Raw genomic sequence first — 25,621 nt, 5'->3', positions numbered from 1 at the left:
CTGTCCCTTATAAAAGGTCCGTCCATTTGCAATCGCGATCGACTGCATTGCGATTGCAAGAAAATGACAAGACTCGTCCTGACACCTTCATGGCCTTCTCTCTTGCGAACGACTTTTATGCAGTGCGCCATCACTAAGTCCATGCGCATAGCCAGCTGCCCCCGCATCGCCTTTCAAACTCTTTTCCCAAGATATTATGTTGATTCGGCCATAAATCGCATCAGCGAAGCCACGCCGAAACCAAAATATATATGCATCACGTGCCTCCGGGTTTTTGTCAAATGGTGTTTTTGCATTCGTTACGATGATGCCATCATCAACGAATTGGTAGGATATTTCTCCTCTTTGAGGAGGTGACTCTCGCGGCGTTTTGCATCCCGAAAATAAAACCAACGCTCCTAGGATCCATATTATTGGTAATTTCATACTAAGGATATCATGGGGTGTTTATTGGTTTCATTAAATTGTTTGATATGTAATCATATACATACTTTCCCTCTCTTACAACTCCAATATTGTAATCATTTTTTCGACCTTCGCCACCCCATCCGACATATTCTGTATATCCAGGGATAGGATTTGATGCTGGATCGGTTGTGGCCTCATCTTTCCAGCTAGGGCCCTCACCTGAAATATGTCCATGATATCCGGCGACTATTATAACCCCTGATGGTGTATATTGATTGGTTGATGTCTTGGTGTTGATCGGATGTTCAAATACAGCAACTGCTCCCTGCGCAGCCTCCTCGTCAGTGGGTGCCCTGCCTCTTCGGAGATCGGTGTATCCATAATATACCTTTCCACCTCTTGTATACCTGAAAATCTCGCCTCCATATTCAGCTCCTGCGGCCTTAGCGTGTTGCCGCGCCTCTAAAGCGGCACTTTTCCCTGCATTTTCGGACGACGAAAAACCAAGCCTTTTTTCATGAGGCCACGGCACCTTCGGACGTGTTGGTCGATGACGAGTACTCGAATCCCCATTATCTGGTGCATCTTCCGCGCCGACATTTTTGATACCGTCATCGGCTGCTACGGGCCCGACGCTGGCATTTCTTTCACTCTCGGCCTTTTGGGCCGCCTCCTCACGCTTGCGTTCCTCGTCCTGCTTGTCCTCCAGCCCGAGCGCGTCGTAGGAGTTGATCGGGTTGTTCTTTGCATAGGCATAGAGGTTTACTCCGGTGTTGCCACCCCCCTGGCCCCCGCCCGCCATGCCGGGACTCCCCGGCCCTTTCCCGGGCGCCCCGCCCTGCGCGTAATGCCCGGTGGCATTGGCGCTGTAGGATTTCCGATTCCGCTCCGCCGCCCCGGGCAGGCCGCTGTTTCGTTTTCCGCCAAACGAGACCGTCTGCGTGGTGTGCGGCAGCGACGTGTTGGTCAATAATCTGTCCTGCGCCTGCTCCCATTCGGTTTGCCAGCTGGTGCCCTTAACTCCGCTGGCTCCCGCAAACGGGTCGTCGACCCCGTGTTTCAGGTCTTTATATAATGCCCAAGCGCCACGTTCCTCCAGCGGATCACAGTTGATAAACCTTCCGAGCGAAGCACTATAGTATCTGAAGCCCGAGTAGGTCAGCCCCGTTTCATGGTCATGATACTTGCCGCTGAACCGAATCGGGTTCTCCCTTGCATAACTGCCGCTCGCCCGCAGCTGGTTCCCGAACGGGTCATACTCATACGCGGCGGCCATTTCGCCCGTGCCTGCCCTCGTCAGCGCCATGAGATTGCCGTTGCCGTCGTAGGCGGGATGATACACCCCCGCGTGCGCCGGGCGCACATCCTCGATGGCGAGCAACCCGCCGATGTCGCCCGCGCCGCCCATCGTCATCGCGGTTTGCTGAGAACTCAGCTTATGTGGAAGGGAGGCCATTGGGGTGTTTGGTTAAATGTAGGTGAATTATCTCCAAATCGAAATTAAGAGGGTCGTAGTGAGAAGTTGCTCATTGCGTTTTAGTTGTGTCGATATCTCATTTGCTCTGGCTGGTTCCGAATGGTTCACTTTATTGTGTATCAATTGGCCCCATGTTTTTCATCTTCGATTCGAATTTGCGTCGCTGAAATATTGAAACCAATTCGTCAAACTCAGCTAAAGGATCGTATGGAGGGCCATAGTATCGCTCCACTACACCTATCAGGTCTAATTCGCCAGAAGCATCTTTACGAAACGGCCAAAGCAGGTCGATTTTCCCTCCTTGAACAGGATTCCCCCAACTTCCACTATATTTTACTCCATCTACATAACCGACGGGTATATCAAACAATATGCGTAAAAATGCGAATATTTTTGCATTTTCTCTAAAATTTAAAGCGGAGTCTTTTGCCGTTTTTCTTAGTCTATCTTTTATCGCATTTCTTATGACTGTGTTGCTATAAAATGATAGCTCGATATAAAGCCTAGTTATGCCAGCTCGAAACTCTTTCTCGTCCGTTCTGAATTCAATCCAAGAAGGACACCTGCGTAATTCATCACTTACAATTTTCGCATTCATCTCATCAGTGACATCACCCTCTTTTAAGGCAAAAACTTGTTGACTATCCGCACAAGCTAGCGAGAGTAAAACAAGCAAAATAATTCGTGTTGTATTATTCATTTTACGGGGTGGTTTTTATTGTTGGTTTTTTTCTACCATTTAGTGTGAGTACTGCATTATGAGACATGCCCCCTGTCTCAGTCCAGTGACTTGGTTCCGTAGAACTTGAATAAAGCAGACTACCAGCATTTCTGACAGCACCTAATTGCAATTCAGGAAAATCCGAGAAAGTTGTATCCGGATAAAACTGCAACACACCTGTTGTAGATTGTGTTCCTATGCTATTTGGTGAATAACCTGGCTCATAATATACATCATTCACTCCATTTATCTGAGGAGATACTTTACCGCCAGAAACAGACCACCCCTCCCAATATGTAATTGTTTTATTGATATATCCTCTCGACATATCAGCTATGCTTGTCTTAATTGTAATCTTCTGCATTAATATTCCGGTGGACTTTTTCGGCACACGAAAAGAAACCATCCAACGGTACTCACCTCTCTCTTTGTTGAAAAACTCAGGCTTCCCAATGGATTTTATCGACAGTCCTTTATTATTTGGCATTATGCTTCTGGTATCAGCAGCATACTCAGACGAATCAGGCTGTGTTTGATTACTATTATTATCATCCTCTGTGCCGGCATTCTTGACACCGGCATCGGCCGGGGTGGGATCGGCGCCGGCATTTCTTTCACTCTCGGCCTTTTGGGCCGCCTCCTCACGCTTGCGTTCCTCATCCTGCTTGTCCTCCAGCCCGAGCGCATCGTAGGAATTGATCGGGTTGTTCTTCGCATAGGCATACAGGTTTACTCCGCTGTTGCCACTCCCCTGGCCCCCGCCCGCCATGCCGGGACTCCCCGGCCCTTTCCCGGGCGCCCCGCCCTGTGCATAATGCCCGGTGGCATTGGCGCTGTAGGATTTCTGATTCCGCTCCGACGCCCCGGGCAGGCTGCCGTTTCGTTTCCCGCCAAACGAGACCGTCTGCGTGGTGTGCGGCAGCGACGTGTTCGTCAATAATCTGTCCTGCGCCTGCTCCCATTCGGTTTGCCAGCTGGTGCCCTTAACTCCGCTGGCTCCCGCAAACGGGTCGTCGACCCCGTGTTTCAGGTCTTTATATAACGCCCAAGCGCCACGTTCCCCCAGCGGATCACAGTTGATAAACCTTCCGAGCGAAGCACTATAGTATCTGAACCCCGAGTAGGTCAGACCCGTTTCATTGTCATGATACTTGCCGCTGAACCGAATCGGGTTCTCCCTCGAATAACTGCCGCTCGCCCGCAGCTGGTTCCCGAACGGGTCATACTCATACGCGGCGGCCATTTCGCCGGTGCCTGCCTTCGTCAGCGCCATGAGGTTGCCGTTGCCGTCGTAGGCGGGATGATACACCCCCGCGTGCGCCGGGCGCACATCCTCAATGGCGAGCAACCCGCCAATGTCGCCCGCGCCACCCATATGAATTCCTACGGCGCTTGATTCACTTTTCATTTTTCGTCTGTCCCTTATAAAATATCCCGCCCTAGGGTATTCCGGTTTTACTATGTCATAAATATCAAAAAGCAAGGCATGAGTTTTTTGCCGTTTATTAAAACCGTAATGGCATTGGGATATCAGAGGCTAGCTCCATGATATTGATTTTTTCTATACCAAATACGTTTAGCATGCCAGTCAGTAACCACTTGTTGGCAATTCCCCGTTGATTAATCGTAACAAACTCGGCACTCCATTGGTTCCCATTAATTTTAATAACTGGATCGGCACAATATTTTGATAAATCAATTTTATGAACTTTTCTATCCTCAAACCATATTGCTTCCTCGTATTCCTCCTTGTATTTGGCGTTTAGTAAATAGGTGTTTTGCGCCGGATATGTTTTTATTAAAAAATCAACAATGCTGTTTCTTACAAAAGAAACTGCTTCGTTTTGTTTGATCTCATTACGTATAGCTTTTACTATTGCAGAGGCAGAGGCGGTAAGCGCGATTTTTTCGCCATCCTCTGAGATGTAAATGTAGTTTTGAGCAATTGTCCGATTATTTTGTCTTATGTCAGCCAAAACGATCTCTCCATGGGTTATCCATGAGAATGAAGACGAAATTGGCCATACCCTACACGACAAATCATCATTTGAGCCTTGTCCGCTTGCTATGATAGGTAGAGCCATAAAATTTATGAACAATACGATGTTAAGTATTTTTTTCATTGTGTTGGTTTCGGGAATACTAGGACTGACCCGATGGGGTTCCATTTTTGATAATAATCCTGCGTACTTAGATATTCTAAACCCGCCGTAGTTTGCCGGTCATTTGATCGAACGGTTTGTATTGTTGTCGTTGTTTGAGATACGCGGTCATACCACGTAGTTAATGCATGGCCTTCGTCATTGCCCAAATTTGCAAACACCAAAAATGGCCCTCCGTTTCTTACGTGAGATCCTATATCATCTGGCGATTTATAGTATATCGCATTTAGTCCGTATTGAGGTAGAACAGCCTCAATAGCTCGTATTGCATCCGGAACTTTAAGCCCATCAGTATCGAACGCGGACTCATTTTTCACGACAGCTTTGGCCATCGCTTTACGCAGTTCGCTTTCTGATGGTGCACTCCCAGTGAACGCATATATTATATTTCTCACATTTGCGACGGTGCATGAGCCGCGCTTTTCTTGAAAGAAAGGATATGTGCTCGAAATGTTTCTATCTACTTTGCTTTTGTCTGCTCCTATTGTTGTGTCTCCACTGATTGAGACATCTTCCGCGCCGACATTTTTGATACCGTCATCGGCTGCTGCGGGCCCGACGCTGGCATTTCTTTCATTCTCGGCCTTTTGGGCCGCCTCCTCACGCTTGCGTTCCTCGTCCTGCTTGTCCTCCAGCCCGAGCGCGTCGTAGGAATTGATCGGGTTGTTCTTCGCATAGGCATACAGGTTTACTCCGCTGTTGCCACTCCCCTGGCCCCCGCCCGCCATGCCGGGACTCCCCGGCCCTTTCCCGGGCGCCCCGCCCTGCGCATAATGCCCGGTGGCATTGGCGCTGTAGGATTTCTGATTCCGCTCCGCCGCCCCGGGCAGGCCGCTGTTTCGTTTTCCGCCAAACGAGACCGTCTGCGTGGTGTGCGGCAGCGACGTGTTGGCCAATAATCTGTCCTGCGCCTGCTCCCATTCGGTTTGCCAGCTGGTGCCCTTAACTCCGCTGGCTCCCGCAAACGGGTCGTCGACCCCGTGTTTCAGGTCTTTATATAACGCCCAAGCGCCACGTTCCCCCAGCGGATCACAGTTGATAAACCTTCCGAGCGAAGCACTATAGTATCTGAACCCCGAGTAGGTCAGCCCCGTTTCATGGTCATGATACTTGCCGCTGAACCGAATCGGGTTCTCCCTTGCATAACTGCCGCTCGCCCGCAGTTGATTTCCGAAGGGATCATATTCATACGCGGCGGCCATTTCACCCGTGTCCGCCCTCGTCAGCGCCATGAGGTTGCCGTTGCCGTCGTAGGCGGGATGATACACCCCCGCGTGCGCCGGGCGCACATCCTCGATGGCGAGCAACCCGCCAATGTCGCCCGCGCCGCCCATCGTCCCGGACAGGTCGGGCCCCCAGGTGTAGCGGCGCTCAAGCGAAAATCCGTCAGATTGCGCAGCATAATAACGGTCATAGAAATAGGGATCATCCCAGCTGCCGCCGTATTCCCTTGGATCGGCATCCGGTATGATCACCGGTGTGGTATTCGAATATTCAGCCAGCAGTGTCCAGCCTTGGTAAACAAAGACGCTGCGCTTCGTGCATATTCTGCCCGCCGGCGCCTCCGGGGTCCCGGTGTAGGTGTAAACTTCCTTAGTCATTCGCCTGCCCATATAATCGTAGGAAAATCCCACGGAAATCTTGAGCCCATTTTCATCGGGAATCAAGCTCCGCATCCAGCGCAGGCGGTTTTCCCCGTCGTAGGCGTAGCGCCACAGGCCGTCACCGGTCAGGTTCCCGTCGGCATCGTAGGTGAATGCCTCCGCCGTCGGGCGCGCGAGGGTGTGCCGCGTGTCGGTGGCCGTTTCGCCACTGGGCGCCGTGGCGGTTATCGTGGTGCTTTGCAGGTGCGCGGCGGCGTCGGTTTTCGGCTCGGCCTTGTGGAAAAAATTGTTCACCCATGCGGTGTCGGGAAGCTGGGCGCCGTTGACCGCGACTTGCACGCCATCGGAATGGCTGGCCATCCCGCCAACGGGCAGCCATGACGGGGTTTGCCGCTGGGTGTATTGGTTAAGCTCGTTGGCCGTATAGTCGTGGCCCGCGCCGTCGATCGTTTCGGTGGTGCGGTTGCCGATGGCGTCAAACGCATAGCCGTGCGTGCGCCCGGGAACCGGCGCGCCGGCAACGGTGGTCTGCGCGGAAGTCAGTTCGTTGCGGTCGTTGTAACCGTAGGCGGTCTGCATTGTCTGATTACCGGCAAGATATGGCGCGTAAAGCCGGCCGCTTTGCGCGACGGCGGTGCGGCGCCCGAGCGCGTCGTGCGTGTAGGCGTAGGCGGCGACAAGGACATCGGCCCCGGTCTTCGTCCGCAGGGAGGCGAGCAGGTTGCGGTTGTCTTCGTAGGAACGGTTCACCACGGAGTTTGCCGAGGTCACGGAGGAGATAAGATTCGAGTCCGGCAGATAATCGTAGGCGAACGTTCCTGCATCGCTTGAGATGGATGAGAGGCGCGCGTTTGCGGGATCATAAGCATAGGTGATCGCGTGGTCCGCGTTTCCGTCCCATCCGATGCGCACTTCAATGCCGCAAAAACGCCCGGTCGCATCCTCATATTTGTTTTTAATGTTAAAAAAGTACAATAAACTGTAGAGTTCCATATCAGGTTTGGAGTCGGAGTCATCGCGATAAGAGAAATATCTTTCAAAATGATGCTCCCACACAGAACTTATTCGACCGAGTGCATCGCGGGAAATTGAAAACCCAGGAGTGCCATCATCATAGCCGACAGAGGAAAGCGCACTTCCAAAATAGTCGTCATAAGAATAAAAGGTAGTGACACCTCGCGCCCAAGTGCGGCTGGCGACCTGGCCGAGAGAATTATAGGTGTAGGTAACGCTCTTGTTTTTGGCATCCGTCTTGGAAAGCATAACGCCCGTGGCCGGGTCATAAGCAAAAGACGTTCTGTCACCGCCGGTGGCCGCGTCGTTCGTCGCGGCTCGAAATGTGTATTGAGCGATGCGCTGGCCATAGTTGTCATATTCAAAACGGGCAGGATATGGCAGGTCTCCCCACACGCGCAGGAGTTGCCCCCGAATATCATAGGCGTAGTGTGCGACGTTTTGGCCGGACACCGAGCCAGTGGCCGAATCTACGCGCGGCGTCCTGTCCTCAATCAAACGCCCGGAATTGTCATAAATGTATGTGTGCTGGGTGACTCCACGATTATCGACCATTTGATGGATGCGGGCCGTCCCGGGATAGTAGGCGACATTGTTTCCAGTATGATCACCCGTGGTGCGATCTATCGTCTTAACGGGGCGTCCGAGTGTATCGTAGTTATATGAAACGGCTACACCAGCGGCATCGGTCTGCGATATTACCTGCCCGGCGATGGATATTGTGAGGGCGGGTCGCGTGGTGAAGGGCGCGCGCATGATCGTGGCGGTTCTGCCTGTGGCGCGGTCGAGAAATGTTTGGGTGGTGGCACGATTGCCATGGATATCCTCAGTGAAAGACTCGCCGACGCACATACCAGAAATTCCGGAAGGCGGCACAACGGCAGTAAAACCGGTGACCCGTGTCCAAGTTTTAGTGCGGAGGAGCCCTTCATTTTCCCCATTAAACCAAGAGGAGTAATCGCGACTTTCGGAGTAATTCCACCATGCGTCGTTTTCAAAACGGTATTCATATACCAAGCCCTGCATAGTGGAGCTGCCTTGATATTCAAAAATGTCAATCCCGTCGTAATACTCAAGCAAAGCATGCCTGATCATCACTGCATTATCATCATACGCATAGAGATGGGGTACAAGGTTCCCGGTTTTGGTATTAACCAACTGACCTTTGCTGTCATATGTTTGTATCGTGTCCACGGCGCTTCCCGAGCCGTCGGCTGCGGGCCAGCTTTGCGAGACGGTGCGGCCGAGCCAGTCGGTGGTGGTTTTCACCCAGCGCGGACTGGCCGGGCCGGACGGGCCGGTGTATTTTGTCGTGGTGATGAAGCCGTTGTCCTCGATTGCGTAGGTATAATATTCCGCCGGGGCGGCGGTGCCGGTAATGGACCTGGCGCGCCCGTCGCGGTAATTCTCCATAATGCGCGTCGCGCCACCGGGGAATGTGATGGTGGTCTTGGTGAGAATGCCGTCTTCCACCGCATAGCTGTAGGAGGTGGTGAGGCCTTGCGTTGTCTCGGTCAGCACGCGTCCGGAGGCATCGTAGGTTTTCGATGTCACTAGATTTTCGGCCGCGGAAGGGCCGTGGATGACGGTCGATAAAACACGGTTCTGGCAATCATAGGAATAGGAGGTCGTGAGCTCGGGAAGCTCGCCCTTGGCAAGCCGTGTGGTGGAAGCGACCCGGCCCTGGGCATCATAGGAAAAAGTGGTGGTGATGCCCTGCTCGTCAGTCTCGGACTGTTTGCGTCCCCCCGAATAAACGGCCGTATACCAGGTGCCGTTGAGTTTGTCGCGGCGGACCAGGTTGCAGGCGACATCATAGCTCATGTTCGCGGCGTCGATGAGGGCCCAGTTATTGTTTCCCGTATAAAGAATGGTCTCCGTGCGAACCGTCACCGCGCGCTCGTTGCGGATGGTGACCTCGGCGGTGGAAACATTCGGGATCATGCGGATGTCGTCGATGGTGGTGCCGTCGTAACCCGCCAGGAGCTCACCGGAGGACGCGGAGGCCGATATGCCCTTGAGCACCACGGAGCGGAAGCCCCTGCCATTGGGATTTTTCGAAAATTGACCATTGGGGTCTGTGTCACCCTGATGATAAGCAACCGTTTCCTTGGCGCCTTCCGGCGTCTCGGATGAATACGGGAGTCCATACAGCCACAGGGGGCAATTGAGGCCCTTGTAGATTTTGGTCGTGGATACCAGCGATTTGTCGGAGTCCGTGTATGCCGCCTTGCTGGTTATCCAAATGGGGGCGCCGTTTGCCGTTGCCGCGCTGTAGGAATACGTGGTCATCCCGACGGTGCGCCCGTCGGCGGTCTTGATTGCGGACGCCGGCAGGCGTTTCACGCCCTCCCAATCCCCGGTGTAGGTGATGGTGTCGATTTGCATTCCCGCCGCAGACGTTCCTGCCGGCGGCACTTCGGGCATGGCGGTATCGAGCCATGGAGATACTGTTTTTGTCACACGACCAAGACTCTCCACTTCGCTCGCGTAATCAAACATGCTCCACCCGCCGTCGTGGTTTTTGCGCCATTTCATTTGACCGCCGTGTGTATAGAATTTCGGATCCGCAAGACTTAATTCATAATAATCAAATTGCGTGATGGCCCCGCCATCCTCGATGGACGAAAGCCTTTGGGAGCCAAGCAGGTTTGCAGGATTGATAACATTGTCGCTCTCCAGTTTTTGCATGTCCCTTGTATTGGGATAGACAGGCTTGTATTTTCGCATGCCGCTTATGCCATAAGGTTCGTACGCGCTTTCCGCAAAAGTACTTTCGGTATGACTTACAAAGGGGCTGCGGCTTATCCTCCGCTCATTTGTTGGGTAGTCAAGGGATGGAAAATTGGCATATGCCGATGCGGAGGATTGAGGTGAAAAACTGGTGACGTGAGATGCACGCCCAAACCCGTTTACTGCGATAGTCGTCAGATTGGGAGCTGCCTCCTCTTTGACAACATAACCGGGATACTCCCCTCTCGCAGGAATATATTTGCCATACGATACTTTATTCGTAATTGCGGTGGTCCGGGCGCCATCTTCATCCCGTTGCACTTCAAGGGTGTTTACAACTGTGTAATTTAAATTTTCAGGGTTAAAATACCATGGATACAATAAAGTCTCTCCTTGTCCGCGGGTGTGCCTGACCATGTATTTCACAAAAGGCTGGCCGGTAAGCGCATAGGGGCCTTTCCCGCTTTGATAGGTTACCGTTCCTGATGTGAACACACTTGCTTCCTGGGCAATGCGCCCCGTGGCATTGGAGGGGCTATGAAATTCTATCAGCAAGCAGCCACCCTCTATCCTGATATCCACAATGGCCTGTGGTGTGACAACCTGCCTCACCCCTCTCACCATCGGTATGAACACCTGATTTGAATTTATAACCCGCTCAGGCTTATTTTGGTACACAACCTCCACACTCGGGTCCAAGCTGACCGCGCTCAGATCGGACAGGGTGAGACTGCGTCCCAGTCGATCTCCCACAGCCTCATAGGAAGGCGTTGCATTTGCCATATCATACTGAAAATCCAAATAACCCGCCGATTTCCCGTTCGCCAAAAAACCAAGAGCTATTCTCATTTCATCATCGCCGCTAATACTTGGGGTTATTTTCCCCGGCAACGCGCCGCGCTCATTCGCATTGGCAATGACATATTCGAATGCGCTCCTTCGCGCCAACGCACTCTCGAGCACCGAGCCGGGCTGAAACGGCTCTTCGGTTCCTGCCGGACGCCAGAATATTTCGAAACCGTCTGGCACAAGATAATGGAGCCGGTACTGGTCGAACCTGTAGTTAAGCATACGTCCCGATGCATATATTTTACCCGCGGTGGCGTTTTCATTGGGAGCATGGAACTGCGCGACGTTTACCCATTGCCCGGCCTCACTGGCCGTGCCGATCCCTCCCCCCAAGCCGACTTCCACTTCTTTAAGCCTGGAGGGGTCATATCTATCATTGGAGGAGCCGAAGTTAGGTCCCGGCGACCGGAAAACTGTTGTTTCCACCGCCCACACGGATCCCGGCCCCGTTGTCCTGCCCTCAATATAATAACTCAACTTTGCCTTGCTCGCGTCGTTCAAGGATGTTTCCCTGTAAGCTATATAATCCCCTGTCTCCGAAACAAACTGCGCGTCGATCCGACCTGCCGTAAAAAATAAGACGATTGCGAAGGCCGCACAGGAGCAGTGTGTCAGGATGGCTTTGGGAACATACAATGGGGGCTTTTTAGGCATGACATTATAAATGGATATAATTTCCTGATTCAGCCCCATGCCAGCAGACCGGTGGTCAATTATGGGGCATTCTGGTCAATATGGTTTCAGAAGCCGGGACTGAAGACTTCAAATCCCAAATCTATCGCGATTGTGTTTTGGGCCTGCATGGCAGCAGCATTGCCACCTTTGGCATTGCGCGAAGTGATTTTATCACCCGAAACGGACTTTACAGTCGCCGCTCCATCGGATTCCGGCACGGATGCAGCCTGCGATGCATTCATGGCACGGGCAAAACCGCCCGCCGCCGGGCGCGAGAAGAGCGGTTCCGAAATGACATTCGGATAGGGACATCTGTCCGGCCCCGTTTCCCACGAGGCTTTGGACGCCCATCCGTTGGCGTTCCATTCGAAGACGCCGCAATCAGTCGTGGCGGCATGCACCCAAAGCGGACGCGGGCCCGGCTCCAGCCCTATGTTATAAGGGCCAAAATCGCAGATCGCATAGGAGTGATGCGCGATTTCATCACAATTGGCATAAGCATGGGCGCCGGGTTGCAAGGGGCCGTTGTCGGCGGCATTGTTCACGAAAGAATAGAGTGTGCCGATGCCGGAAGGGCAATACACCGTCATGCGTATATAGAACAGGCGGTTCGGCAGAAAATTGGACGCCCCGTTTTCGTCTGAAACCACCAGGTTTTTGTATTCGTCGAGTATTTGCACATCGATGAATGGCACATCGCAGGCGATGGCTGCAATGCCAGGCGCGCTGTCGATGCCTGCGGCCACCTGCATAATCCCTCCCGGCTCCAAGTGAAGGCTGCCATCACTTTTCGCCATCAAGGTGACAGTCACTGCAAATAAGAATAGGGGGATTTTGAGCGGCTTGTTCATGGCGGAGAAAGTCAAAGGCCAGGAGGTTTTGTGCGGATTAAACACCAAAAATGGGATAAAACAGCGGCAGTCACGCCGGCACCGTGGGTTCAACTATCATTTGGCCGTATAGATGGCGAAGCTCAGCTTGCGGAGGGACGCGTCGCTGCCTCCAACACCTATTATTTCATAGGCGTCATTTTTAAGCCGGGCCGAAATACCCTTGGTATATGCCTCCGCCTTGGTGCTGCGATAGAAGTTAATATTGCCGTCCTGTCCCGTCAGGATCAATTGAATCCCGTAAGTATTGCCCTCCAGCAACGTCGGCAGAACAAGATTGGAGTCGCCGCCCGCGGAGAGATCGAAGTAGTAATGGCGCCCCCCCGCGCTTTGGGCCAGCGCGCCTTTTTCCGTGAACACCACCTTGCCGGTTTTGAGGGCGGCGGGGCTCTTGGGCGGTGTCGTTCCGTAATCGATCAGGGTGAGCGTGAAGTTTGCCTTTCCGCTGATCGCCCCCATGAAAAAGCCCGCGCCCTCGAGTTTTTTGCCGTCACCGGCAAACGTCTGCACCATTCCGCAACCGCTCTCGACCCCGACGGGGACGGGATTGCCGAATTCGCCGCCGCTGATGGAATCCTGCGAAAGGCCCGCGGCGGGATTTGTATCAGTATTCTGTTTTTTATTATTGCCTTTGAATGTTTGCGGCCAGGCCGTTTGCGGCTCTGTGTTGCCTAGAGAATATACATCGACTTTCGCACTGAGGGATGTCATCGCGAGCGCGAATGACAGGACGATTGAGGAGGGAATGAGGTTTTTCATGGCATTATTCATTGGCGATTCGTTTTTGTGGTTTGGGAATGTTTGCGCCGGCCGCCGGCCTACGACAACCAGCAGGTGAAATAGACATAGACGCCCAGGACGATGGCCAGGACCCCGAGAGAGGCGCAGACATCGACATAATTCCAGCTGGCGCGATTTTCCGCAATTTGCTCGGGCGTGCGCGAGCCGTAGGTGAGTCCTGCGATTTGCCCGGCGGACGGGGGCGGGCTGAGCAGCGAGACCACGATGACAAACGCGATGCTAAACAAGAACAGCAGGCCGGAGAAATAATAGCCGTTGTAATTGCCGATTGCGAAAAGCGCGCCGCTGTCGCCAAGGACGCCGCTTTTTGCCAGTGTTTGCAGGGTGAGTTTAATCATGCCGAGGACGAAGCCGACAACGAGACCGCCGAAAGCGCCGTGCGCATTGATGCGCCTGAAAAAGAGGCCAAGCAGGAACACGGCTGTGATTGGGGGCGCGAGGAAGCTCTGCACATTTTGCAGATAATCATAGAGGCCGGTATTGCCCTCGGAAATTTTCTTCATGATCGGAATCCAGATGATGCCGCAGATGACCACCACCACGGTGGCAAAGCGGCCCACCCGCACCTGCCTGGTCTCGTCTGCTCCCGGAAACAGCTTGTTATAAATATCCACGGTGAACAGGGTGGCGCATGAATTGAAGAGCGAGGCCAGTGATGACATGAGCGCCGACAAGAGTCCTGCGACCACCAATCCGCGAATGCCAACCGGCAGGAGCGACTGCACCATCGTCGCGAAGACCGCGTCACCCAGCAACTCTCCCGAGCCGCCGGGCTTGAGCGGGATGTGGATCATACCCTTTTGATGGAGGGCGTAGCCGATCATGCCTGGAATAAGGAAGATAAAAACAGGCCAGAGTTTCAGAAAACCACCCCAGATCGCGCCGCGGCGGGCGTCACGCAGGCTCTTGGCGGCGAGGGCGCGCTGCACGATATACTGATCGGTGCACCAGTACCAGATGCCGATGACGGGCGACGCTATCATGACGCCGAGCCAGGGAAAATTCGGGTCGGTGTTGGGGCGCCAAAGGGCGAAAGTATCGGCGTGCGGCCTGATGGTATTCACCAGTTCGCCCCATCCTCCCAGCGCGCGCAGTCCGATCCATGAAATAATGAACGAGCCGAGAAGCAAAACAAACGTTTGGGCAACCTCCGTATATACAACCGCGCGCAGTCCGCCGAGCACGGTGTAGATGCCGGTGAGCACAACGGTCACAAATGCGCCGACCCAAAAAGCGTTTTCAGGCGAACCGAAGGTGTCGGGCAGGAGCGTCTGGAAGACGAGGGCGCCGGCATAGACCGTGACTGCCACTTTGGTGAACACATAGGCAATAAGGCTGACCACGGAGAGCACCCAGCGTGTTTTTGTATTAAAGCGGCGCTCAAGAAACTCAGGCATGGTGAACACGCCGGCGCGGTAATAGAAAGGCACAAACACCCATGCGAAAAGAATCATAATCCACGCGTGGAGCTCCCAGTGCGCCTGCGCCATGCCGTTGCTGGCCCCCGAGCCGGCAAGGCCGACAATATGCTCGGAGCCGATGTTGGAGGCGAAGAGCGAACAACCGACGACAAACCAGCCGATGTGGCGCCCCGCAAGGAAGTAATCCGCGGTTGTTTTCTGCTTGAGGGATGAGCGCCAGACAATGCCCGCGATGAGGCAGAAATAGGCGCCGATAATAATCCAGTCGAGTGTGGTCATGTGATTCGTTTTTCCTGGCAGGCGTTTTGATGGTGGGCCGTGTTAGGCGCAATGCCGGCTGCGAGTGAAATTGTTCCCGGATTCCGCTTGGTGAAGGCAGCTCAACCAGCGTGTTTGAGCGGTTTCGAAATCACGGAATCCGGGGTAATTTTGAGCACGCGACCCTGACTTGGCCAAAGTCGCGCGGATGATGCCGTGATGCACATGGGGAGTTTCAGTTATCCGTTGTGTGCCTGAATAATTTGCGGGCAAAGGCGAGGATACCGAGGCCCATGAGGAACCAGAGACTGGCGGAACCACCGCCGCCGCCACCTCCGCCTCCGCCCGGCTGTCCACCGCCTGTCCCGCTGGAGGTGGTGACCGTGAGCTGCATGACGCTGTCTGAGGTTCCCGAGGCATTCATGGCGACCACCTGATAATTGCCCGCATCCGCCGCCTGCACTGAACTTAGCGTGAGTGTCCTGGCGGAGGTTCCCGTCAATTGAACGCCGTCCTTGAACCATGAATAGGTCGGAGTCGGGGCGCCCCAAGCGCCGCCATCCAGCGTGAGGGACGAGCCGGCTGCGATTGTTGTGCTGACGAGCGGAGTAACTATATAAGGCGCGGAGAGCAGCGAGCGAAGGGCATCGTTGCCGGTGTCCACGACGAAGATATCCCCGGTGCCGTCGGTATCCACGATTATGCCCGTGGGGGAATTCATGAGCGCTGTGATGCCGTCACCGTCGATGGCGCCGGTTTGTGCTGGGGCGCCTATGAGGGTGACAACAAAACCGGTCTTGGGATCGCAGACACGAATGGTGCTGTTGCCTGTATCCGCTATATAAACGAAACCGGCCTTGTCGATGGCGAGACCTTCCGGCGTGTTAAAGCGCACGGCAGAACCGATACCGTCGACATTATCCTCATCGTAATCAGCCGCGCCTGCGATTGTTTTCACGGAACGTGTGGCAATATCGACCGAACGCAGTGTGTTGTTGAGCATGTCGGCGACATAGAGTAAGTTGGCGGCGCGATCATAGACGAGCCCGGCCGGGGCATAGAAACTCGCGGCGGCGCCAATGCCGTCGGCGGCTCCTGCCGCCCCGCTGCCGGCGAAGACTGATATGCCGCCGTCTATTGCGGATATTTTCTTGATAACATTGTTTCCGCTATCCGTGAAATATACATTATCGGACGCATCGACCGCCACACCGCCCGGCCCCAGCAGGCCGGATGCGGCGATCCACACTGTTTTATCAAGCGCCAACACTTGTTTGATGCAGTTGTTTTCGGTGTCGGCGAAAAAGATGTCGCCCTTTGAGTCGACTGCGATAGCGGCTGGTTGCGGAACTTCTGATACATAGCTCGAAACCAAACCGTCGGTCGCAATGGTGCGGATGGCGTTGTTGTTGAGATCGGCCACGTAGATGGTGCCGGAGATATTGATAACGGCACCGGATGGATGGTCAAAGCGTGAGTCTGTGCCGGTGGCATCGACATAGCCCGGCGTTGCGAGTGCGCCAGCGTAGGTGACGAGAGTGGAATTGGTCGGGGCGATTGATATAACCACCGTGCCCTCGAAGGTGCCGGCGGCATCCGTGGTGGTGATGGTCACGAGATATTGACCGCCGACCACCGGTGTTCCCGAGATGACGCCGGTGTTTGGATCGATGGAGAGTCCACGCGGCAAATTTGTGGCCCCATAGGTAGTGACTGGTCTTTCGGCGGTGATTTGATAGCTGAAGGGTTGCCCTGCGGTGCCGGGTGCGATTGAAGAGCTGTTGATGAAAGGCCCAGTCGGCTCAGCCAGGACAGTCAGGATATGCGATTTGGTCCCGGTGCCGCCGGAGGTGGTCGCGCCGAAGGTGATGGGATACTCTCCTGCTGTTGCGGGGGTGCCGGTGATGGCACCGGTCATCGCGTCCAAGGTCAGTCCAGGCGGCAATCCAGTGGCGAAGTATTCCTCGATCCCGACGGTGGTATTGACGGTGACTTGGGTGGAGTAGGCCCTGCCCACATAGCATGTGGCCCTGCGCTTCGTGGTAACAGTCGGGATGGGATAATATTGTTTGACGACGAGGTCGAACATCTGGTCAACGGTGCCCTTGGCGTTGATCGCCCGCACCGGGATGGGCCATGTCGTCCCGGAAAGCGCCCATGTCGCGCCATCACCTGTGTGTGTGCCGGAGATCGTGGCAGTGAGGGGATCATAACTCATCCCGGCTGGCAGCGTGGTGGAGTCAGTCACGATGATTTCGCTGACATAAGGCGCGGCTGTGAAGGTATGGATGAACTCTTGGTTCAAGTAAGCCAGTCTGGTATTTGTGCTCGTAAAATAAGGCTCCGTCATGTCAGCCACAACGTCGATGACCAAGGGCGCGCTCCCGGCACCGTTGGAGTTGACGGCGGACATTGTGAGGGTTGACGAGCCGACGGTGGTGGGTGTGCCCCCAAAGCGGCCGGTCAGGCGGTCAAGCGCAACGCCGTCGGGAAGCGTGCCGGTGATATTATAGTATGCGGGCGAATTGTTCGCGACGATTTGATAATTGAACGGAAGATCTTTTGCCCACACGACATTTGTCGCGCTCAGGATGACGGGCGTCGTCCAGCGCGATTCGATAATGATTGAGACCGTCTGCTCGGTGGTTCCGTTGTCGTTGCCTGCTTCGATTATGACCGTCCATCTGCCCGTCACAGAGGGCATAAGGGTTTCGCCAGTCGGGTCCGACGAATCAACTTTATTACAAAGATACCATTCTCCTGTGTCGGGATCCTGCACCAATTCCATCCATGCCGGCAGTTCGTTGCCGGTGACGCTCTTCACCCTGAAAAATTGCGGGAGATTGTCCGCCGTGAGTTTGTGTTTGACTGTCCTGACATCCGCACGCGCGTTGATGATGTAGTCCGATGTAAACGTCGGGGCGGGTATCTCGGAAGGAGTTTTCACAGTGATGGTAATTGTTTTTTGCACCGTGGCCGCCGGATTGCTGACCGAAATAGTCACGGGAAAAGTCCCCAAGGTTGTGGGCGTGCCGACAATCATGGGAACATCCTGGTTGAGCGACAGGCCGGCGGGGAGGCCGGTGACACTGATGGAATCGTAACCGCCCGGGATGCTGATGGGGAAACCGTAGCTCCATCCCAGCGCGGCGACCGACTCGTCGTCGCATACAATGGTCGGCGGGCTGAAAAGCCGGAATACAATGCCGGAGGCGGTTTTCTTGAGCAGATAACCGTAATCGGGACGGGCGTAGGGCAGGGATGCCTCGTCCACCGCCAATCCCCCGGTAATGGTGTCGTTCGCATCCACGGTCAGGCCGGAAAAGGCCGTGTCGAAATCGGTGATCTGCACCGATGTGCCCGAGTTGACAAGGCCGGTTCCTGACTCGACCCATAAATTGGCGGAGCCTATGCCGAAAAGCACGTAGTCGCCGGGCGTTGCCTCGCCGTCCGCAAGGTCAACAATCCTGATGATATTGTTGTTGAACGCGACCGCCGGAGTCGTGGGCGCGAGCGCGTAGGTGTCACTGTAGTCGTTAATCCAGACTCTTGTGCTGGTGCGGTTGAGGCCAATGGCAAACTCCAGGGTGGCATCCTCTCCAAGCGTCAGGTTGGGGCCGGCGGGGGAAACAGACTTGTCGAGTTTCAGGACATTATAATTTCCACCGATGGTTCCAGAAAAGGAGCCGGAAACGATGACATCCTGTTCGTCCCTCGTCCATGTCCACACACTGGTGTCGCTCACAATCAGGGGCAGGTCGCCGGGTTTCAGCGTGCTGGATGCGCCCAAGGCGACGATTCCCGTGGTGCCGTGACCGCCGAAACTCGCCCCGTTTGCCACGAGAATCGTGGCCGCCTTTTGATTTCCGTCCACCACCAACCCGCCCGCGGAAACATTGATGGTGCCTGAATAAGAGTTTTGGCTGTCATCAAAAAGGACCAGCGTCCCCGAACCGAGCTTGGTGATGCCGGCATTCGTCGGAGCCGCATCGCCGGCATTGGGCACTGTTGTCGGGACCGTTGTTATCGAGGTATTGGTTCCCGATTTGATTTCACCCCCCAGACCGAGTCTTCCGGCTTGAACCGTGATGTTCCTGTGCGAACCGTAGAGGTCCACACGCCGCCAGGTAAATCCAGTGGGGCCGTCTGGATGAAACCGCGCGGCGCATAGCGTCAAATCGTTGGTCCCCTTGAAGGTGAAATCCCCGAGTATGAAGATTCGCTGATTTTGTTTCTGAATAACCGCAGTGCCACTTGTGTTGTCGATGGTGGCACCCTCACCAATGGCGAGAAAGCCGTCTTTGTTGCCGTCCGACCAACTGCCACCCAATGCGCCATCGTTGTTGATGTTCAAGGTGCCTGCCTCCAGAATGACACCAGCCTGCTGGCCGCTGGCGAAGGTCGCATTCGTTTTGTCCGAGGGGTCGCCTCCCAAAGTAAGCGCTCCGCTGCCTTTTTTGAGCATCCGGCTGCCACCGATAAAATAACGCCCGTTGAATACAATGTCCCCGGTTCCGTCAAAAATTACATGGCGCGAGCCACCGCCACCGGCCCTAAAAATGGTGTTGTATCCGAAAACAAGAGCGCTGCCGCCGGAGGCGTTGTGATTGACAAACCGCTGCCAGGAATCGTTGCTTGATACCTGCCCATTGCCCCCCATGATGAAACCAATGCTTTTCTTGTCTCCGTAGTAACCGTCAAAAATCAACGAGCCGGAGCCGTTTTCCAAGATTATGACAGTGCGAGGATTAGCGTAATTAACCGTGCCGTTAGTCGGCCCTGCAAACAGCCGGAAGTGATGAGTGTCGGCGAGATAGGTCGTGACGTTCGTGTTGCTGAAAATCACCGAGGTGGTTTGGCTGGAGGTGAGGGTTATCGCAAACAGACCGTCGCTGCCGCCGACAGCCGATGCGGTCAATTGCACGGGCTCGTCCAGCCTCCATATCGCCGTGTTTTGTCCGGAACCGTTGAAGACGATTGCATCCTTTGTGCCGGGAGCGACAGGCGGGTTCCAGTTGCTGCCCTGAGTGAACTCATTTTTGGAAGCCAGGCCAGTCCAAGTACGTTCGACATTCATCTGAGCCCGGCTCGCCGATGAACCGATGATGGCAAACGCAACGCAGAGCACGAGCGCAGGGAGGAAACGGCCATGTGAAGTATGCGAGGGAGGTATCGTTTTCATAATTTATAAGGGGGGGTAGAAATGTGTGGTATGTCAGGATAGATCCCATGGATGAACATCCCGGAAGGATGCGGATCATGGTTTGGGCAACGAAATGAGGGTGGTGGTTTGGTAACGGGCTTGTTTTTAACGGCACGCATAAAGCATGCAAAAGAAAATATGCTCTAACAATAGGATCACATAAGCCTGCTCACTGCCTGTGAAATGCCTCGTGCGCGGCGGGCATTGTAGTCGGCGAGAGCGGATTGCATGGCGTTGATATTCTCTCGAGGAGTTCCCGGGCTGACGCCGCCGCCGACAGAGAGTATAATGCCGTGTCCGTCGCTTTTTTCCAAGACATCGAGCGTGGCCGCGTGGACTTGGGCGGGCGTGCCCTTGGCGACGACTTCAAGCGGATTCACATTGCCCATCAGGCAAAGGCGGTCGCCGACGCGCGCCTTGACTGCGGCGATGTCGGTTTGCTTGCCCCAGTTCAGAACGTGGAAGCCGGCGTCGGGCAGATGCTCCAGGCATTTTTCGATGGATGCGTCGTTATGATAGATTTTTATCCAGTCTTTCGGGAAGGCGTCGCAGATGCGCTTGAGATACGGATGGCAAAATTCCTGATAATGTTCCTCGTTGACGAAGCCGACAATGTCGTCGAGCAGAAGAAATCCCTCGACTGTCGGGCCGAGCGCGCGTGCCTGCGCCTTGAGCCAATCGATGGTAAGGCGGGTGCAGAGGTCGATGAGTTTGTGCGCGCAATCCGGGTTTTCGATGAGGTCCATCATCAACTCGGTGACGCCGCGTACGAAACTCGCCGTGCAGAGCGGGCCGCGCGCGGCGGCAAGCGGAAGCGTTTGCCCGGAATCGAGGATGCGCTGGCGCGTCATGCGCATGCGGTGGAGCGTGAGCGCCATGTAGCTGTCGTGCTCCACATCGTATTCGGGAAGCGTGTCGATGTCCTCAATGCGAGCGAGCAGGTTCTGCTCACTCGGCGTGTTGTCCGGCCAGAACTTTATTTTTGCGCCAAGCACAGACGGCTCGGCGGCCATGCCGTATTCCAGCCACCACGGCGGAATGAACAGAATGTCAGGAAACTCCTCATGGATTTTCAGGTGCGAACGGAACCAGAGTTCGGGATCAAGATAGAAATCGAAATGGTTGATGCCCAGATATCCGGGCATCCAAGGACTATCGACAATGAGAGCGAGTGGAATCGGATCGGTCTCGCGGAGCTCAAGACGCGCGGCCTTCTTGAAGCAGGTCCATTGGGCGGGAGTCATGGGAATAAGAAATGTGGAAAGATATTGAAGGCGGGGCGCCGCAAGCGGCGCTTTTACGGCTGGCAGGCGCCGGGGACGGGTTTTGAGGATTTTGGAAGTACGAGGAGTTTTTGCACATCGCCGGGCAGTGGCGCCACGTCGGGCAGCGCGATGTCGCGGATGGGTTCGTAGGATTGCAGATCGGGGCTCTTGAAAAGGGCGTTGGGTGAGAGCGGGAGAAGGCGGCTGCGGGTTTCAAACTGTGGGTGGAGTTGGTTGAGGCCGGCGGGAGATGCGAGCGCGACGGTGCAGTCCTTGCCCTCGGAGGGGCTCCATACGATGAGTGCGCGGGCAGGAGAATCGGACGGGCGAACGTAGAGGTTGTCGTCGATGCGCATGGCTTGGGGATTCGTGAGTTTGCCGCAAAGCGATCGCGCTTGCTCGAAGCGGAGGAGTTCCCGGTCAAAATTGGCATCGGCGACGAGAAGGTTGCCGACAAACTCGTGGCCCTCGCGCTTGTCCACATCGGGGCCGGTGGCCGGATGCCAGCCGAAGTGGTCGGCGACGGCACTGCGCGCCGTGCGCTCGAATGACGCGACGGTGTTGACAAAGGTATTGTGATAAACACGAACGCCGGATGAGTTGAGCGAGCGCACGCCTTTGTGGCAGTTGACAAAGACGTTGCCGACGCAGAGCACGCCCTTGGAAATCTCGAAGAAGAAGCCGTCTTCGCAGTCCTGAATCCAGTTGTTCACAAAGACTCCGTCGCGGTTTCCGACATCATACCAAATGCCATTGGAGTGCGGCTGGTCGAGCACGAGGTTGTCGCGGCAGGTGACGCGGTGCGACTGGTTGAAGATTTTCACCGCCGCCGGATAGTAGCCGGTGATTTGCTCGATATTATTGCGCGCGAAAATATTTTTTTCGAGGAGGCAATCCGACGATGAGAGGATGTAAATGCCCTCGGTGCTGGTGTCGGAAATGAGGCAATGGCGGAGCGTAAAACCGTCGCCGCGAAAATAGCCGGCAACGCGCGAGCAATGCGTGATCGTGACGTGTTCGAGCGTAGTGCCGACAACATCACGCCCATAGGTGCCGGGCTCGGCGGGGCCTTCAGGCTCAGTGCCTTCAATCTCGATGGCGCGATAGGCGTATTGCGTGAAAGTCAGGCCGCGAATGACCGGGCCTTTGCGGTCGCTGGTTTTGCCGTGAACCGCGGCTATGGTCCGCGTAAGCGCATTGTCGAAGGCGGTGATTTCGACAATGCGGTTGGTTGGGTCAGCACCGATGTAAACATCGCCGGTTTCGTAGTCGATATAGCAGGAGTCTTGGTCAACGGCACCTTCCCACCCGGCGGTTTTGAGCAGGCGTCCGTCGATGAACACCATATCGTTGTTGAAGAGCCATGGCGGGGTTTTGCGACCCTCGCCATCCCGCTGCCACCAATCGGCGGGCTGCGCCGGGAATAGGCGGGCCCATTTTGCGCGCCAGAGACCGTTGCGTTGCGCCGTCCACTTGTCGGCGACAAAGGAGCCTTTGAGGATGGGTTGCTCGTCGGCGTAGGGCTGGAACGTGATGCCTTGATTGAAGGTCAGGTTGCCAATGCGATAGATGCCTCCGCGCAATATGATGGCGTCGCCAGTCACGGCGCGCGCGAGGGCGGCATCAAGCGCGGTGGCGGTGGCGAGGGTTTTGCCGTCAGCGCCGGGCTTGCCATCGGGCGCTACGTAATGGATATGCGCGGCGTTTTTTGGAAGCTCATAGGTTTGCGGCAATGGCCCGTAGGGCCCGCGCGAGGGCGCGGCATGCAGCGACGGAAAAGCCAGCGCAGAGATGAGTGCAAGCCATGCAGTGAGGAATGTGCCAAGCAGTGCCATGCCGGGTTATACGAGTTGGATTGACAGGGAGAGCGGCGCGGGAGCGCCAAGCGCCTGGGCGCGGGGACCGGGCGAGGCCGGAGCGACGAGGAGCTTGTAGTCACCGGCCCGCCAGACGGGCTCGCCGCTGGCGTCGATTTGACGAAAACTCCCGGCTGGAATCGTGAAAACAACCTCGGCGGACGATCCGGGTGCAATGTGGATTTTTTCGAAGGCGACGAGTGTCGCGAGCGGTGTGTCGGGCTCGGCAGGCGGCACGAGATAGCACTGCACCGTCTCGAATGCCGGGCGCGAGCCGGTGTTTCGGATAGTGGCCCGAACCGTGACATCCTCGTTTTCATGTAGTTTTATTACGGATACATCCAGCTTTTCGTAGGAAATCGTCGTGTAGCCGAGGCCGAAGCCAAAGGGATAGAGCGGTTCTTTTGTCGCATACCGGTAGGTGCGGCCGCGCATCGAGTAGTCGTTAAACGCGGGCAGGTCCGCCGTGGCGCGGGGAACGGTGACAGGGAGTTTGCCGGATGGTGAAGCATCACCAAAAAGGATGTCGGCCAGCGCGGCCCCGCCTTCGCAGCCGGGATACCAGACTTGCAGCACGGCGTCGCAATATTCGTGCTCCTCGGGTATGGCGATGGCACTGCCGCCGGTGAGCACGAGAATGAGCTTTTTGCAGTGCTTGCGCAGCTCGCGCAGGAAGATGCGCTGGTTCTCGGGAAGCTCGACATGGGCGCGATCGCCGCCAACTGGCGAACCAACCGCATCTCCTTCCTCGCCTTCAAGCGTCGGGTCGTAGCCCATGACGGCGACGACGATTTCGGACGATTCGGCAGCGGGAAAGGTGTAGTTGACACCAGGCGCGGCCTCGCGAATGAGCGGACAGCCAACGCGGTATTTGAGACGCGTGGCATCGGATACACGCGCCAGAATGCCTTCCATGAAGGTGACAAGACGCGGGCTCACACCGTAGTAGTTTCCGAGAAGCGCGTTGGTGTTGGCCGCGTTCGGACCGACGACGAGGATTTTCGGGAGATCGGGCCTGAGCGGGAGCGTGTTGTTCGCGTTTTTCAGGAGGATGATCGACTCGGCAGCTGCCTTGCGCGCGAGTGCGCGATGAGGCTCGCCGTCAATAATCGCGGCGGACGTGGCGGCAAACGGATTGCTGGTTTCTCCGTTATCAAAGAGGCCGAGGCGGAACTTCACGGCAAGAAGACGGCGAAGGGAGCGATCTATGTCGGCCTCGGTGATGAGGCCGCGTTGGTGCGCAACGATGAGGTCATTGTAGGTGCAACCGCAGTTGAGATCGCAGCCGTTTTTCAAAGCGAGCGCAGCGGATTCGGCGGCGTCTTTTGTGACAGCATGGTGCTGGTGAAAGTCGTCGATGGCTCCACAATCGCTGACAATGTGCCCTTTGAAGCCCCACTCTTGGCGAAGCGTTTTTTCGAGGAGAAAATGACTGCCGCACGCAGGTTCGCCGTAAACGCGGTTGTAGGAGCCCATGACGGCCTCGACGCCCGCATCAACAAGTTTCTTGAACGCGGGCAGGTAGGTCTCGCGCAAGTCTTTTTGCGAAGGACGGGCGTCGAAGGAGTGGCGTTCGCCCTCGGGGCCGCTGTGCACTGCGAAGTGCTTCGCACAAGCAGCGGATTTGTAGTAGAAGGGATCATCGCCCTGAAGACCGCGAACGATTTCCACACCGAGTTCTCCGGTGAGATAAGGGTCTTCGCCGAAAGTTTCCTGACCGCGTCCCCAGCGCGGATCGCGGAAGATGTTTACGTTGGGTGTCCAAAAACAGAGCCCCTGATACTGCCCGTGCTGGCCGGCGGCGGACGTGATGGCATATTTGGCGCGCGCTTCATCGGAGGTTGCACTGGCGATGCGAAAAAGGAGCTCTCGATTCCACGTGGCGGACAGGCCGATGACCTGAGGGAAAACGGTGGCGCGACCATTGCGGCCAACGCCGTGACAGGCTTCGCTCCACCAGTTGTAACCGGGGATGCCGAGGCGCTCGATGGGATTGTTCTCGTGGACGAGCTGGTTGATTTTTTCCAGCAGCGTGAGGCGAGAAACGAGATCATCAAGGCGCGTTTCGAGCGGGAGCGATGTGTCGCGAAAGAGAACACCATTCGCAACGATGTTGGCGTTTTGGTCTGTTTGCGGATTGGATATGTGCATTAATTTAAAAACTATTTTCATGCGCGGTATTTGTGGCACAGGCTGGCAACCCGCACTGGTCCGCGATCAACGATTTCGCCGTCGCAGGGCGGGAGACTGCACTACAAAATACCAAGCGGGACATTATTATCAT

13 protein-coding genes are annotated in these 25,621 nt (G+C 55.4%); all 13 read right to left on the bottom strand.

Features of this window, described 5'->3' with window-relative positions:
* Nucleotides 1-87 precede the first annotated feature (87 nt).
* The 13 genes from OH491_RS19230 to OH491_RS19170 all read right to left on the bottom strand — a co-directional run bounded on the left by OH491_RS19230 (nt 88) and on the right by OH491_RS19170 (nt 25,488).
* On the bottom strand, nt 88-426 hold the full coding sequence (locus tag OH491_RS19230; RefSeq protein ID WP_334319248.1) for a hypothetical protein: 339 nt from the start codon (nt 424-426) through the stop codon (nt 88-90).
* 10 nt (nt 427-436) lie between these two features.
* Complete coding sequence (locus OH491_RS19225; RefSeq protein ID WP_068770034.1) at nt 437-1,864, bottom strand: RHS repeat-associated core domain-containing protein; 1,428 nt, start codon at nt 1,862-1,864, stop codon at nt 437-439.
* A 130-nt stretch (nt 1,865-1,994) separates the two neighbouring features.
* A complete protein-coding gene (locus OH491_RS19220) occupies nt 1,995-2,585 on the bottom strand; it encodes a hypothetical protein (RefSeq protein WP_342750633.1) in 591 nt (196 codons plus the stop codon).
* A gap of 1 nt (nt 2,586) precedes the next feature.
* Nucleotides 2,587-4,089: an RHS repeat-associated core domain-containing protein gene (locus OH491_RS19215; RefSeq protein WP_342750632.1), complete on the bottom strand. Its 1,503-nt coding sequence runs from the start codon at nt 4,087-4,089 to the stop codon at nt 2,587-2,589.
* Between the two features lie 22 nt (nt 4,090-4,111).
* Nucleotides 4,112-4,729 carry a hypothetical protein gene (locus tag OH491_RS19210; RefSeq protein ID WP_145928740.1) on the bottom strand — a complete coding sequence of 206 codons (618 nt, stop codon included), beginning with the start codon at nt 4,727-4,729 and terminating at the stop codon, nt 4,112-4,114.
* Nucleotides 4,726-11,622: an RHS repeat-associated core domain-containing protein gene (locus OH491_RS19205; protein ID WP_342750631.1), complete on the bottom strand. Its 6,897-nt coding sequence runs from the start codon at nt 11,620-11,622 to the stop codon at nt 4,726-4,728. The genes OH491_RS19210 and OH491_RS19205 overlap by 4 nt, the downstream gene beginning before the upstream one ends.
* 86 nt (nt 11,623-11,708) lie before the next feature.
* Nucleotides 11,709-12,494, bottom strand: a complete 786-nt coding sequence (locus tag OH491_RS19200; RefSeq protein ID WP_145928741.1) for a hypothetical protein — start codon at nt 12,492-12,494, stop codon at nt 11,709-11,711.
* Nucleotides 12,495-12,590: 96 nt separating this feature from the next.
* A complete protein-coding gene (locus OH491_RS19195; RefSeq protein WP_145928742.1) occupies nt 12,591-13,292 on the bottom strand; it encodes a hypothetical protein in 702 nt (233 codons plus the stop codon).
* A gap of 59 nt (nt 13,293-13,351) precedes the next feature.
* A complete protein-coding gene (locus tag OH491_RS19190; protein ID WP_068770038.1) occupies nt 13,352-15,034 on the bottom strand; it encodes a sodium:solute symporter in 1,683 nt (560 codons plus the stop codon).
* A gap of 214 nt (nt 15,035-15,248) precedes the next feature.
* Complete coding sequence (locus tag OH491_RS19185) at nt 15,249-20,195, bottom strand: putative Ig domain-containing protein (RefSeq protein WP_084442103.1); 4,947 nt, start codon at nt 20,193-20,195, stop codon at nt 15,249-15,251.
* Between the two features lie 176 nt (nt 20,196-20,371).
* Nucleotides 20,372-21,460 (bottom strand): uroporphyrinogen decarboxylase family protein, encoded by a 1,089-nt coding sequence (locus OH491_RS19180; RefSeq protein WP_068770040.1) that lies wholly within the window; start codon nt 21,458-21,460, stop codon nt 20,372-20,374.
* A 53-nt stretch (nt 21,461-21,513) separates the two neighbouring features.
* Nucleotides 21,514-23,316, bottom strand: a complete 1,803-nt coding sequence (locus OH491_RS19175) for a right-handed parallel beta-helix repeat-containing protein (RefSeq protein WP_084442104.1) — start codon at nt 23,314-23,316, stop codon at nt 21,514-21,516.
* 6 nt (nt 23,317-23,322) lie between these two features.
* Nucleotides 23,323-25,488: a glycoside hydrolase family 3 C-terminal domain-containing protein gene (locus OH491_RS19170; protein WP_084442105.1), complete on the bottom strand. Its 2,166-nt coding sequence runs from the start codon at nt 25,486-25,488 to the stop codon at nt 23,323-23,325.
* Nucleotides 25,489-25,621 lie beyond the last annotated feature (133 nt).

It is taken from the genome of Termitidicoccus mucosus, from assembly GCF_038725785.1.
GTDB classification, from domain to species: Bacteria; Verrucomicrobiota; Verrucomicrobiia; order Opitutales; family Opitutaceae; genus Termitidicoccus; species Termitidicoccus mucosus.
This window is presented reverse-complemented; position numbering and strand designations above follow the sequence as displayed.